Annotated in this window: 12 protein-coding genes; 7 read left to right on the top strand and 5 right to left on the bottom strand. The window is 68.8% G+C overall.

The genetic code is table 11. The features are described 5' to 3' along the window. Positions 1–10: 10 nt before the first annotated feature. On the bottom strand, positions 11–559 hold the full coding sequence (gene fliL / locus ABNQ40_RS30645) for a flagellar basal body-associated protein FliL (protein ID WP_247879885.1): 549 nt from the start codon (positions 557–559) through the stop codon (positions 11–13). A 188-nt stretch (positions 560–747) separates the two neighbouring features. Here fliL and fliF point away from each other — a divergent pair, with 188 nt between their 5' ends. The 7 genes from fliF to ABNQ40_RS30610 all read left to right on the top strand — a co-directional run bounded on the left by fliF (position 748) and on the right by ABNQ40_RS30610 (position 6,533). Then, positions 748–2,457: a flagellar basal-body MS-ring/collar protein FliF gene (gene fliF, locus ABNQ40_RS30640; RefSeq protein WP_247879884.1), complete on the top strand. Its 1,710-nt coding sequence runs from the start codon at positions 748–750 to the stop codon at positions 2,455–2,457. Beyond that, positions 2,457–3,143 (top strand): flagellar assembly protein FliH, encoded by a 687-nt coding sequence (locus ABNQ40_RS30635; protein ID WP_109050673.1) that lies wholly within the window; start codon positions 2,457–2,459, stop codon positions 3,141–3,143. The genes fliF and ABNQ40_RS30635 overlap by 1 nt, the downstream gene beginning before the upstream one ends. Positions 3,144–3,156: 13 nt before the next feature. Next, the gene (gene fliN, locus ABNQ40_RS30630) at positions 3,157–3,495 is read left to right on the top strand and encodes a flagellar motor switch protein FliN (RefSeq protein ID WP_098735505.1); all 339 of its coding nucleotides are present in this window, start codon (positions 3,157–3,159) and stop codon (positions 3,493–3,495) included. Positions 3,496–3,661: 166 nt separating this feature from the next. Beyond that, positions 3,662–4,444: a flagellar type III secretion system pore protein FliP gene (gene fliP / locus ABNQ40_RS30625; RefSeq protein WP_109050672.1), complete on the top strand. Its 783-nt coding sequence runs from the start codon at positions 3,662–3,664 to the stop codon at positions 4,442–4,444. Positions 4,445–4,448: 4 nt separating this feature from the next. Next, on the top strand, positions 4,449–4,733 hold the full coding sequence (locus ABNQ40_RS30620; RefSeq protein ID WP_247879883.1) for a hypothetical protein: 285 nt from the start codon (positions 4,449–4,451) through the stop codon (positions 4,731–4,733). Positions 4,734–4,742: 9 nt separating this feature from the next. After that, the gene (locus ABNQ40_RS30615) at positions 4,743–5,771 is read left to right on the top strand and encodes a flagellar motor switch protein FliG (RefSeq protein ID WP_109050670.1); all 1,029 of its coding nucleotides are present in this window, start codon (positions 4,743–4,745) and stop codon (positions 5,769–5,771) included. A gap of 45 nt (positions 5,772–5,816) precedes the next feature. Continuing rightward, on the top strand, positions 5,817–6,533 hold the full coding sequence (locus tag ABNQ40_RS30610) for a hypothetical protein (protein ID WP_109050669.1): 717 nt from the start codon (positions 5,817–5,819) through the stop codon (positions 6,531–6,533). Between the two features lie 40 nt (positions 6,534–6,573). Here ABNQ40_RS30610 and ABNQ40_RS30605 read toward each other — a convergent pair whose 3' ends face one another. From ABNQ40_RS30605 to ABNQ40_RS30590, 4 genes are all read right to left on the bottom strand, one after another. Beyond that, on the bottom strand, positions 6,574–7,410 hold the full coding sequence (locus ABNQ40_RS30605; protein ID WP_109050668.1) for an aldo/keto reductase: 837 nt from the start codon (positions 7,408–7,410) through the stop codon (positions 6,574–6,576). Between the two features lie 101 nt (positions 7,411–7,511). Then, a complete protein-coding gene (locus tag ABNQ40_RS30600; protein ID WP_109050667.1) occupies positions 7,512–9,176 on the bottom strand; it encodes an ABC transporter ATP-binding protein in 1,665 nt (554 codons plus the stop codon). Between the two features lie 11 nt (positions 9,177–9,187). Beyond that, complete coding sequence (locus ABNQ40_RS30595) at positions 9,188–10,267, bottom strand: ABC transporter permease (RefSeq protein ID WP_109050666.1); 1,080 nt, start codon at positions 10,265–10,267, stop codon at positions 9,188–9,190. Between the two features lie 173 nt (positions 10,268–10,440). Continuing rightward, positions 10,441–11,847, bottom strand: coding sequence for a CmpA/NrtA family ABC transporter substrate-binding protein (locus tag ABNQ40_RS30590; RefSeq protein ID WP_109491037.1), 1,407 nt, complete (start codon positions 11,845–11,847; stop codon positions 10,441–10,443). Between the last annotated feature and the right edge of the window lie 9 nt (positions 11,848–11,856).

Genomic DNA, 11,856 nt, shown 5'->3' with positions numbered 1-11,856 from the left:
CTGGAGGTCGCTATTGCGTGAGCAGGCTGCGCAGCAGAACGTCGGTGACGACGTCGCGCCGGCCGGCGGGGTCGGACAGGATCAGGTTGAAGCGGCGCTTGATCTCGCTGCGCAGGCGATGCAGCCCGGCCGACCCTTCGAGGTCGTCCTGGTCCAGATTGCGCAGAAACTCCTGCAGGCTGTCAGTCAGCTGCGGCATCGCCTGTTCCAGCGCCTGCCGGTCCCGGTGGGCGACGGTCAGGGACAGGCCGATCTTCAGGAAGCGGGACGGCGTGTCGCGGCGCAGATTGACGACCAGTTCCGGCATGTCGACCACGGCATCGGCCGGCGCCGTCTCCGCCGACCGGGTCCACAGCCGCTCGACCGCCTGCGGGCCCGCAGCCAGCCAGTAGCCGCCGAGCCCGGCCGACGCCACCGTGCCGAGCGCCGCAATGCCGGCGAGCAGCCGGGCGACCGGCAAGGCCACCACCAGGATCCGTCCCGATCCGCGCAGCCGGTCGAGCATCTCGTCCCGTGCCGCTCCCGTCCCTGTCTTCGCCATGCCGAACCGTGTAATCATCGATCCATCCCGCCGGACATTGCCGAAAATTTTAGTCAACCGGCCGTTCTTTAAAGTTTTAGCGGCTTTGTCTTTGGCGACATCCCCGTTTTTTACTCCGCTTAAAAGTCGCGTCGTTAGCGTGACGGGGTGCGCAGGGCGAAGACTAGGCCCGCCGATTTTCAGAAACTTTAAAGGTGCGGGGAACCGTGGACAGTCTGATCGACACGTTGCGGTCGTTGGGGCGCGGTCGGCTGCTCGTGCTGGCGGGGACCGGCCTCGGCATCGTCCTGGCCGTCGCCGGCATGGCGCTGCTGCTGTCGCAGCCGCACATGACCGCGCTTTACAGCGGGCTGGAACCGGCGGAGGCCGGCCGCATCGCCAAGGCGGTCCAGGAGATGGGCGTGCCGGTGAATGCCGGCTTCGACGGCACGACGATCAGCGTGCCGCAGGCCGACGTTTCCCGCGTCCGCATGGCGCTGGCGGAGAAGGGGCTGCCTGCGCATGGCGGTGTCGGTTACGAGCTGTTCGACACCGACAAGCCGCTCGGCATCACCAGCTTCATGCAGCGCATCAACCGCCTGCGCGCCATGGAAGGCGAACTCGGCCGCACCATCGAGACGCTGTCCGGCGTCGAGGCGGCCCGCGTCCACATCGTCCTGCCGGAGCGCGAGGAGTTCTCGCGCAGCGCGCCGAAGCCGACCGCGTCGGTGGTGGTGCGCATGCGCGGCCGGGGGTCGATGGACCGCAAACAGGCCCTGTCGATCCGCCATCTCGTCTCCGCCGCCGTGCCCAATCTGAAGCCCAGCGCCGTGACGGTGATGGATTCCTCCGGCGAGCTTCTGCTGACCGAGGATGACGGGCCGGGGCTGGCGTCGGCGCGCACCGACGGGCTGCGGGTCGCGGCGGAAACCCGCGTCGCCCGCGCGGTCGAGCAGATGCTGACCGCCCGGCTCGGCGCCGGCAACGTCCGCGTCCAGGTCGCCGCCGAGGTGGAGACCAAGCGCGAGGTGGTGCGCAGCCAGACCTTCGACCCCAACAGCCAGGTGATCCGCTCCACCCAGTCCGTGCAGGAGCAGGAGCGCAGCCAGGACAGCAACGGCGAACCGCCGGTCACCGCCGAACAGAACCTGCCGCAGCGCGACGTGCGCGCCCAGTCGCAGGGGCCGCAATCCTCCAACGACACCAAGCGGCAGGAGGAGACGGTCAATTACGAGATCTCCAACGTCAGCCGCGAAACGGTGATCGAGCCGGGCGACGTCCGCCGCCTCAGCGTCGCCGTGCTGGTCAACGGCACCTGGAAGACCGCACCCGACGGCACCCGCCAGTACGAGCCGCGCACGGCGGAGGAGCTTCAGCGCCTGGGCGAGCTGGTCCGCTCCGCCATGGGCTTCAGCGAGGCGCGCGGCGACCGGGTGACGGTGGACAATCTGGAATTCGTCGATCTGGCCCCCGACCTCGCGCCGCGCCCGCTGGGCGACGAGATCGCCGAGACGCTGACCCGCAACGTCATGACGCTGATCCAGTGGGTGATCCTGCTGGTGCTCTCCGCCCTGGTGATCCTGGTCGGTCTGCGTCCGCTGATCCGCCGCGTCTTCCCGGCGCCGGAACCGGTGGTGGCGGAGGCCGCCGCCCCGGCGCTGGCGGCTCCGGCCGGCGGTGCCATGCCGCAGCTGACCGGCCCCGCTGCTACCGCTGCGGCGCTGGCCGACGGCGGGGAGGCGGAGGCCGCGCTGGCTGCCGCGCCGATGGCGCCGCAGTTGGGCATCGAGGAGACGATGGACCAGCTGATCGAGCTGCGCACGGTGGAGGGCCGCGTCCGCGCCTCCTCCATCCGCCGGCTGGGGGAACTGGTCGACCAGTACCCGGACGAAGCCATCGATATCCTGCGCTCCTGGCTCTATGAGGAGGTGGCGTGATGGCCGCCTATCCGCGCTACCGCTTCGACCACAGCTTCGGCGCGCCCGCCGCGGTGGCGGAACCGGACGAGGTGGAGACCGTCGATCCGCTCGACCTGCCGAGCCTGTCCGAGCGCGACCATCGCGCGGCGCTGGACGAAACCCGCCGGACCGCCCTGGCCGAGGGACTCGCCCAGGGCCGGCGCGAGGGCGAGCTGTCCGCCGCCCGCCGGATCGAGGCGGAGCTGTCGGCCACCCTCGACCAGCTGGCACAGCGGATGGCGGCGCTCGACGCCGATCATGCCGCCTTGATGGAGCGGCTGGAGGCCCAGGGCGCCTTCGTTCTGCTGGCGCTGGTCCGCCGCATGGCGCCGCGCCTGCTCGATGAGGTCGCCCGCGCCGAGGTGGAGCGGCTGGCCGTCGATGCCCTGCGCGCCGCCGGGCAGGCCCCCCGTCTGACCCTGCGCCTGCACCCGTCGCTCTGCCGCCCGCTGGAGGAGCGGCTGGCCGGGCAGGGCGTCTTCCAGGGCCGCCTCGACATCCAGGGCGACCCGGCGCTGGCCGTCGGCGCCCTGGAGGCCAGCTGGGGTGCCGGCTCCGTCAGCCGCGATCCAGCCGTTTTCGAGGCCGCCGTCGCCGACCTCACCGACCGCGCCGTCGCCGCCCTGGCGCCTGCACTGTCCTCCGACATGCCCCAACCGATGTGAAGCGAGACTCCTCATGCCTCCCTTGAACCTCGACATTCTCGACGACGATCCCAAGCAGGCGGAGAAGGCCCCCGAAAAGGCCGGCGACAAGGCGTACGACGGGCCGATGAACGCCATCTACAACGTGCCGGTGGACGTGCAGGTCGTGCTGGGCCGCACCAGCATGCTGGTGGCGCAACTGCTGAAGCTCGGCCGCGGCGCTGTGCTGGAGCTTGAGCGCAAGGTGGACGAACCGGTCGAGGTGCTGGTCAACCACCGTCTGGTGGCGCGCGGCGAGGTGGTGATCGTCGAGGACCAGCGGCTCGGCGTGACGCTGACCGAGATCGTGCGGACGGAGCTGGAGATCGACTGAGGGACTGTCCCCTCTCCCCCCCGGGGAGAGGGTTAGGGTGAGGGGGACGCGCGGCGTGCCTTGGTCGGCCCAGCAGCATCTCGCATCCTTGCCAACCCACTCTATGCATCCCCCTCACCCCGACCCTCTCCCCAGGGGGGAGAGGGAGCATCCCCGAAAGCCTCCCATGCGCCTCCGATCGCTGATCCTCCTGGCCCTCCTCCTCGCCGCCGGCCCGGCCGCGGCGGCGCCGCTCGACCTCAACCTGGGAGCGCTCGGATCGCTGGCGGATGGGGGGAGCCTGTCGGGACGGATCGTCCAGGGCATCGTGCTGCTGACGGTGCTCAGCGTGGCGCCCGGCCTGCTGATCATGGTCACCTGCTTCACCCGCATCATCGTCGTGCTGTCGCTGCTGCGCTCCGCCCTCGGGTTGCAGCAGTCGCCGCCGAACATGGTGCTGGTCAGCCTCGCCATGTTCCTGACCTTCCACATCATGGGTCCGGTGATCGACAGCGCCTGGCAGGACGGACTGCGCCCGCTGCTGAACGAACAGGTGACCCAGGAGCAGGGGCTGGAGCGGATGATCGAGCCGTTTCGCGGCTTCATGGCCTCGCATGTCCGCGACCGCGATCTGGCCGCCTTCGCCGCCTTCACCGCAAAGCCGAAGCCGGCGGGCGAGAGCACCGAGCCGGCACGGGACGAGCGCCCGGTGACGGCGGAAAGCGTCGATCTGCGGCTCTTGATGCCGGCCTTCCTGCTGTCGGAGCTGCGCCGCGCTTTCGAGATCGGCTTCCTGCTGTTCCTACCCTTCCTGGTGATCGACATGGTGGTGGCGGCGATCCTGATGGCGATGGGCATGATGATGCTGCCGCCGGTGATGATCGCGCTGCCCTTCAAGATCATCTTCTTCGTGCTGACCGACGGCTGGTTCCTGATCGCCGGCAGCCTGATCCGCTCCTATGGGGTGTGAAGCGATGGACGACACGCCCTCCGATATCGCTGCCAGTCCCACCGCCAGTCTGGCCGACAGCCTGCTGGCGCTGGCCCGCCGCCGCGGGGTGGCGGTGCCGGAGGACGGTTCGGTCGCCGGGCTGCTCAGCGTCCTCGATCCCAACCCGCTGATCCCGCATCCGCTGCTGCTGGTGGCCAGTGCGGTGATGGCGGTGGCCTTCCGCCATGACCGTGCGCTGGCCCTGCCGCCGGCCGACGCGTCCGATACCGCCCCGTCTTCCGCCCCCTCCGCCGATTGCTCATTCTGAGGTGCCGCCATGGGAACGCCGATCAAGATCCGTGAGAACTACAAGAGCCTGACCGGCGTGGAGAAGAGTGCGGTCATCTTCCTGGCGCTGGGCGAGGAACGCGGTTCCCGGCTGATGGAGCGGCTGGACGAGGACGAAATCCGCCTCGTCAGCCGGGCGATGGCGACGCTGGGCAACGTCACCTCCAATCTGGTGGAGACGCTGATGCGCATCTTCACCGAACGCTTCGCCAATGCCGGCTCGGTCGTCGGGTCCTACGACAGCACGGAGCGGATGCTGAACCGCTTCCTGCCGGCCGACCGCGTGACGGAGATCATGGGCGAGATCCGCGGTCCGGCCGGCCGCACCATGTGGGAGAAGATGTCCAACGTGAACGAGGGGGTGCTCGCCAGCTATCTGGCCGGCGAATATCCCCAGACGGCGGCGGTCATCCTGTCCAAGATGCGCGCCGACCACGCCGCCAAGGTGCTGGTCCTGCTGCCGCCGGCCGCGCGAACCGAGGTGATCGAGCGCATGATCCAGATCGAATCGGTGCAGCGCGAGGTGCTGCTGGACATCGAATCGATCCTGCACAACGAGTTCATGGCGAATTACGCCCGCACCCACGGCAACGATTCGCTGGAGCGGATGGCCGATATCTTCAACCGCATCGACCGCGAGACGCTGACCGAGATCTTCGACGATCTGGAAACCGTGATGCCGGAGCCGACCCAGCGCATCAAGCAGCTGATGTTCACCTTCGAGGATCTGATGCGTCTCGACCGCGTCTCGCTGCAGGCGGTGATCCGCCGCTGCGACACCGGCCAGCTCGCCATTGCGCTGAAGGGCGCGCCGACGGCCCAGCGCGACCATTTCCTGTCGGTCCTGTCGGAACGCGCCCGCCTGATCCTGCTGGACGAGATCGAGAATATGGGGCCCTTGCGCATGCGCGACGTCAACGACGCCCAGGCGGAGATCGTCCGCGTCGCCAAGGCGATGGCGGAGGACGGCACCATCATCATCCCGCAATCCGACGACGCCGACGCCGTCGTCTATTGAGCGGAGCGCCACGGAATGGGGATCATCCGGATGGAGGCCGATTGAATGGCGGGGCGCGACCTCGTTCCCCGGCATGTGCCGCCGCCGAGCCTGCTGGCGGCGCATTTCGCCTCGCCGCCGGCACCTGCCGCCCATGCCCAGGCCACGGCCGACGGCGACGAGGCGCCGGCGCTGGTGCGACGGCTGCTCGACCTGCTGGATTCGCTGTCGCCGGCCGATGCGGTGCTGGCGCGCGGCTGCCTGCCGCGCTGCGATTCGACGTTCGGCGCGGCGCTCGCCCTCTTCCTGGCGGCGACCGCCGGCGGCTGCCGCGGCTGGGTCGGAGCGGACGCGGCGGCACGGCTGGCGGATCTGGACGGCGGGTTGCTGATCGACGAGTGCGACCGGGCGCTGGCGTCGCGCTTCCAGCCGGTGGACGGACGGCTGTGGCGGCTGTCGCGCGTGCCCCTGCTCGACAGCGACGACGGGCTGCTCTGTGCCGTCGGGATCGAAGACGGACTGTCCGACCGCGTCACCCTGGTGCTTCAGGCCCGGCCGCAGCGGCTTGGCCCGGTGCAGCTGATGGCGACGCTGGCCGGCAGGCGGCTGGACGTGACCCTGCGTCTGGCGATGGGCTTGCCGTCCTCCGCCCTGGCCGACCTGCATGAAACCTTTAGCACCGCCCTGGCCGACTGCCGGATCGACGGGGCATTGACCGTCGGCCCGCTGGCCGATGCCTGGCTTGGGCTGGACCAGCCCCTGTCGTCCGATCTGGCGCTGTGACCGGGGCTTTCCGCTCCTTCGGCCATCCCCAGATCGTCGCTCAGATCATCGCCAGCGGCTGCTTGCGTTTCGGCGGCGGGAAGGCCTTGTCGATCTCGGCGATGTCCTCGCCGGTCAAAGCCAGCTTGACCGCCTCGGCATTCTCCAGGGCATGTGCCGTCGTGCCGGCCTTGGGGATCGCGATCACCCCCTGCTGCCGCAGCGCCCAGGCGATCGCGACCTGGGCCGGTGTCACGCCGTGGCGCTTCGCAACCGCCAGCAACGCGGGGGAGCGCAGCAGGCGGCCGCCCTGGCCGATGGGGGAATAGGCCATCACCGGCATGCGGGCGGTGTGCTGGAACGGCAGCAGGTCGTATTCGATGCCGCGGTGTTCGGGGTTGTAGAGCACCTGATTGACGGCGCAGCCGTGCAGGTCGGTGGCCTCTGCCAGCTCTTCCAGATCCTCGACGTCGAAGTTGGAGACGCCCCAGCGGGCGATCTTGCCGGCCTGGATCAGGGACTCGAAGGCCTCGACCATCTCCTCCAGCGGCACGCCGCCGCGCCAGTGCAGCAGGTAGAGGTCGATACGGTCGATCTTCAGCCGCTTCAGGCTGCGCTCGCAGGCCTTGACCGTGCCGATGCGCGAGGCATTGCTGGGCAGGACCTTGGTCACGATGAACAGTCCGTCGCGCCGGCCGGCGATGGCCTCGCCCACCAGCTCCTCCGACGCGCCGTCGCCATACATCTCGGCGGTGTCGATCAGGGTCAGGCCGCGGTCGATGCCGGCCCGCAGCGCAGCGATCTCGGCGGCGCGGTCGCCGCGCCCCTCCGCCATCATCCAGGTGCCCTGGCCGAGAGCCGGGACCTCGGTGCCGTCCGGCAGGGTCACGCGCTTCATCTTCCTCTCTCCCGTCTCAATCGCCGAAAGACAACAAGCTGGTCCCGCGGGGCCAGCTTGTCGATGGATCTTCGGTGGGCTTTCCGGGGGATGGGACGGGGTTATGCCGCCTTTTTCGGCGCCCCGGCATGGCCGCCTTCGAGGAAGTTCAGCAGTTCCTCGCGGTAGTCGTAATAGCGCGGGTGCTCCAGCAGGGCCTGGCGGGTGCGGGGATGGGGGATGTCGACGGTCAGGACGTGGCCGATCTTCGCGTTCGGGCCGTTGGTCATCATCACCACCCGGTCGGCCAGCAGCAGCGCCTCGTCCACGTCGTGGGTGACGCAGACCGCGGTGACCTTGGTGCGCGCCCACACCTCCATCAGCACCTCCTGCAACTCCCAGCGGGTCAGGCTGTCGAGCATGCCGAAAGGCTCGTCGAGCAGCAGCAGCTTGGGCGACAGGGCGAAGGCGCGGGCGATGCCGACACGCTGCTTCATGCCGTTGGACAGCTCCGATGCCTTCTTGTTCATGCTGTCGCCGAGGCCGACGCGGGCGAGGTAATAGCGGGAGATGTCGGCGCGCTCGCCCTTGCCCGCATGGGGGAAGACGCGGTCGACGCCGAGCATGACGTTTTCATAGGCGGTCAGCCAGGGGAACAGGCTGGGGGCCTGGAACACCACGGCGCGGTCGGGACCGGCGCCGTCCACCTCCTTGCCGTCCAGGATGATGCCGCCGCTGGTGATGTCGGCGAGACCGGCCACCATCGACAGCACGGTGGACTTGCCGCAGCCGGAATGGCCGATCAGCGAGACGAACTCGCCCTTGCGCATTTTCAGGTCGAAGCCGTCCACCACGGTCAGCGGACCCTTCGGCGTGGCGAAGGTCTTGGTCAGGCGGGTGAATTCGAGATAGCGGTCCTCCATCCCGCGCCCGCCCATCGCCTCGATGTAGGCTTTGGGCGGGGGCGCGGCGGTGATCGGCTTCACGTCGGGCAGGACAAGCCCGTCATCGCCGCCGGTGCCGCGGGCGACGCCGACCTCCATCAGATAGGCGGTGATCTCGGCGCGCAGGCGCTTGAAATCCTCGTCATGGTTGACGGCGGTGCGGTCGCGCGGGCGCGGCAGATCGACGGTGAAGGCCGGACCCAGCGTGGCGTTCGGGCCGGGCGTCAGGGGCACGATGCGGTCGGCCAGCAGGATCGCCTCGTCCACATCGTTGGTGATGAGGATGACGGTCTTGCGGTCCTTGCGCCAGATCGCCTCGATCTCGTCCTGAAGCTTGGCGCGGGTCAGGGCGTCGAGCGCCGACAGCGGCTCGTCCAGCAGCAGCATCTCCGGGCTCATGGCGAGCGCGCGGGCGAAGCCGACGCGCTGGCGCATGCCGCCCGACAGCTCCTTCGGCCGGCGGTCGGTGGCGTGGCCGAGGCCGACCGTCTCCACCGCCCGGCGGGTCAGCACGCCGCGTTCGGCGCCGCCCTTCGCCTTGTGGACGGCGTCCACCGCCAGGGAGACATTCTCCTTCACGCTGAGCCAGGGCATCAGCGAGTAGGACTGGAAGACCAGACCGCGTTCCGGGCCGGGGCCGGTGACCGGCTTGCCGCGGTAGAGCACCTCGCCGGCATCGGGCATCGCCAGACCGGCGATCAGGTTGATGAGGGTCGACTTGCCGGAGCCGGAGAAGCCGACGATGGCGACGAACTCGCCCTCTTCGATCGACAGGTCGATGTCGCGCAGCACGGTGTTGCCGCCGTAGGACTTCGACACACCCTTCAGGTCCAGGATCGCCATGGCCGGTCTCCTTAGCGGGCGGGGCTGTGGCTGACGGCGGACTGGAGCGCCAGCATCACGCGGTCGAGCAGGAAGCCGATCAGGCCGATGGTGAAGACCGCCACCATGATCCTGGCGAGCGAGCTGGCGGAGCCGTTCTGGAACTCGTCCCAGACGAACTTGCCGAGGCCGGGGTTCTGCGCCAGCATCTCCGCGGCGATCAGCACCATCCAGCCCACGCCCAGCGACAGGCGCAGCCCAGTGAATATGTAGGGCAGGGCGGACGGCAGCACGAGGCGGCGGACCATGGTGAAGCCGGAGAGCTGAAGCACCTTGCCGACATTCATCAGGTCGCGGTCGATGGAGGAGACGCCGACCGCCGTGTTGATCAGGGTCGGCCACAGCGAGCACAGCGTGACGGTGATGGCCGAGGTCAGGAAGGATTTCTCGAACAGCGGGTCGCTGCCCGACACGGTGGCGCTGACCACCATGGTGACCAGCGGCAGCCAGGCCAGCGGCGACACCGGCTTGAAGATCTGGATCAGCGGGTTGATCGCGGCATTGACGGTCGGCGACAGGCCGCTCGCCACCCCCAGCGGCACCGCCACCAGGGCGCCAAGCAGGAAGCCGGTGAAGACCGTCTTCAGGCTGGTGACGATCTGGTCGAGGTAGGTCGGCTTGCCGGCATAGGGGCGGGTCTTGACCTCCGCCTTCGGATCCTTGGCCAGGATCTCGGCGTTGCGCTTGGCCTGCCGGTCGTAGAAGGCGGCCTCCTTGGCGCGTTCGGCCTTGTGGTCGGCGTAGAGGTTGGTCGCCTGCTCCCACACCTGGGCCGGGCCGGGGATGGCGCCCAAGCTGGTCTGCACCTGCGGGGCGGCCCAGCCCCAGGCGGCGAGGAACAGCAGGATGGCGGTCAGCGGGATGCCCATCTGGCGCCACAGCTCGACGCCCTGCTGGCGCGGGTTCTCGCCGGCGGCGAGCCGCAGCAGCGGTGCCAGCCAGCCGAGGCCGACGGTGGTCAGGACGGAGGCGACGCGGTTGAGGGTATGGGCGCGGCGGGCCTTGCGCTGGGCGCGGGCAAGGTCGGCGGAGGTGTCGGTCAGGCTGGTCATGGCGGGGTGTCCCTTCAGCGAGATCCCTTCTCCCCCCTGGGGAGAAGGTTAGGATGAGGGGGTTCGGCGCAGCCGAAGAGATCCTCGAAGCGGATCCCCCTCACCCCGACCCTCTCCCCCCTTATGGTATGGGCGGGGGAGAGGGGGATTTGGCGGGTACAAGGTGGGAGTGTTCAGCCCCCCACCACCTGACCGCCCTCGATCTTCTGGTCGCCCTTCAGGCCGATGGGCTGCTTGGCGAGGTAGTCGTTCGGCTTGTGGCCGTCATAGGGGATGCCGTCGATGAAGCCGTTGTCGACCGGCTTGTAGCCGTCGCTCTTCCACGGGAAGTCGGCTTGCCGAGATTTGCCTTCCTCGACCAGCAGCTTCGCGGCCTGGAGGTAGATGTCCGGCTTGTAGACGCTGCGGGCGGTCTCGTCGTACCACGCGTCCGGCTTGGCCTCGGCGATCTGGCCCCAGCGGCGCATCTGGGTCAGGTACCAGACGGCGTCGGAATAGAAGGGGTAGGTCGCGTTGTAGCGGAAGAAGACGTTGAAGTCGGGAACGTCGCGCTTGTCGCCCTTCTCATACTCGAAGGTGCCGGTCATCGAATTGGCGATGACCTTGGCGTCGGCGCCGACATATTCGGACTTGGCGAGGATCTTCACCGCTTCGGCGCGGTTGGCGTTGTTGTTCTCGTCCAGCCACTGGGCGGCGCGGATCAGCGCCTTGACGACGGCCAGATGGGTCTTGGGGTTCTTTTTCGCCCACTCGTCGGTGACGCCGAAGACCTTCTCGGGGTTGTTCTTCCAGATCTCGGTGTCGGTGATGACCGGCACGCCGATGCCCTTGACCACCGCCTGCTGGTTCCACGGCTCGCCGACGCTGTAGCCGTAGATGGTACCGGCCTCCAGCGTCGCCGGCATCTGCGGCGGCGGGGTGACGGACAGCAGCGCGTCGGCGCCGATCTGGCCCGACACGTCGGTCGGGCTGTAGAAGCCGGGGTTGATCCCGCCCGACGCCAGCCAGTAGCGCAGCTCGTAATTGTGGGTCGAGACCGGGAAGACCATGCCCATGTTGAAGGGCTTGCCCTCGGCCTTGTACTGGGCGATCACCAGCTTCAGCGCGTCGGCCTTGATCGGGTGGACCGGCTTGCCGTCGGCGCCGTTGGGCACGTTGGCCTTCATCTTCCGCCAGACGTCGTTCGACAGCGTGATGCCGTTGCCGTTCAGGTCCATCGAGAAGGCGGTGACGATGTGCGCCTTGGTGCCGAAGCCGATGGTGGCGCCCAGCGGCTGGCCGGCCAGCATGTGGGCGCCGTCCAGCTCGCCGGAGATCACGCGGTCGAGCAGCACCTTCCAGTTCGCCTGCGGCTCCAGCGTGACGGACAGGCCTTCATCCTCGAAGAAGCCCTTCTCCACGGCGATGGCGAGTGGCGCCATGTCGGTCAGCTTGATGAAGCCGAGCTTCAGCTGTTCCTTTTCGACGTCGAGCGGGGCGGCATAGGCAGAGACGCCTGCCGTCAGGGCGACGGCGGCAATAGCCAATGGGGCAGCGGATGCGAGAAGGTGGCGGAGGGTGCAGGAGGCGGTGCGGGAGATTTGGGCCAC

It is taken from the genome of Azospirillum sp. A23 (genome assembly GCF_042938965.1).
Lineage (GTDB): Bacteria > Pseudomonadota > Alphaproteobacteria > Azospirillales > Azospirillaceae > Azospirillum > Azospirillum melinis.
This window is presented reverse-complemented; position numbering and strand designations above follow the sequence as displayed.

Excerpts from the sequence above, each read along its gene's own strand:
- fliN (WP_098735505.1), top strand. The coding sequence starts at position 3,157 with ATGCCTCCCTTGAACCTCGACATTCTCGACGACGATCCCAAGCAGGCG.
- ABNQ40_RS30610 (WP_109050669.1), top strand. The coding sequence starts at position 5,817 with ATGGCGGGGCGCGACCTCGTTCCCCGGCATGTGCCGCCGCCGAGCCTG.
- ABNQ40_RS30620 (WP_247879883.1), top strand. The coding sequence starts at position 4,449 with ATGGACGACACGCCCTCCGATATCGCTGCCAGTCCCACCGCCAGTCTG.
- ABNQ40_RS30605 (WP_109050668.1), bottom strand. The coding sequence starts at position 7,410 with ATGAAGCGCGTGACCCTGCCGGACGGCACCGAGGTCCCGGCTCTCGGC.
- fliL (WP_247879885.1), bottom strand. The coding sequence starts at position 559 with ATGATTACACGGTTCGGCATGGCGAAGACAGGGACGGGAGCGGCACGG.
- ABNQ40_RS30595 (WP_109050666.1), bottom strand. The coding sequence starts at position 10,267 with ATGACCAGCCTGACCGACACCTCCGCCGACCTTGCCCGCGCCCAGCGC.
- fliP (WP_109050672.1), top strand. The coding sequence starts at position 3,662 with ATGCGCCTCCGATCGCTGATCCTCCTGGCCCTCCTCCTCGCCGCCGGC.
- ABNQ40_RS30615 (WP_109050670.1), top strand. The coding sequence starts at position 4,743 with ATGGGAACGCCGATCAAGATCCGTGAGAACTACAAGAGCCTGACCGGC.
- ABNQ40_RS30635 (WP_109050673.1), top strand. The coding sequence starts at position 2,457 with ATGGCCGCCTATCCGCGCTACCGCTTCGACCACAGCTTCGGCGCGCCC.
- ABNQ40_RS30600 (WP_109050667.1), bottom strand. The coding sequence starts at position 9,176 with ATGGCGATCCTGGACCTGAAGGGTGTGTCGAAGTCCTACGGCGGCAAC.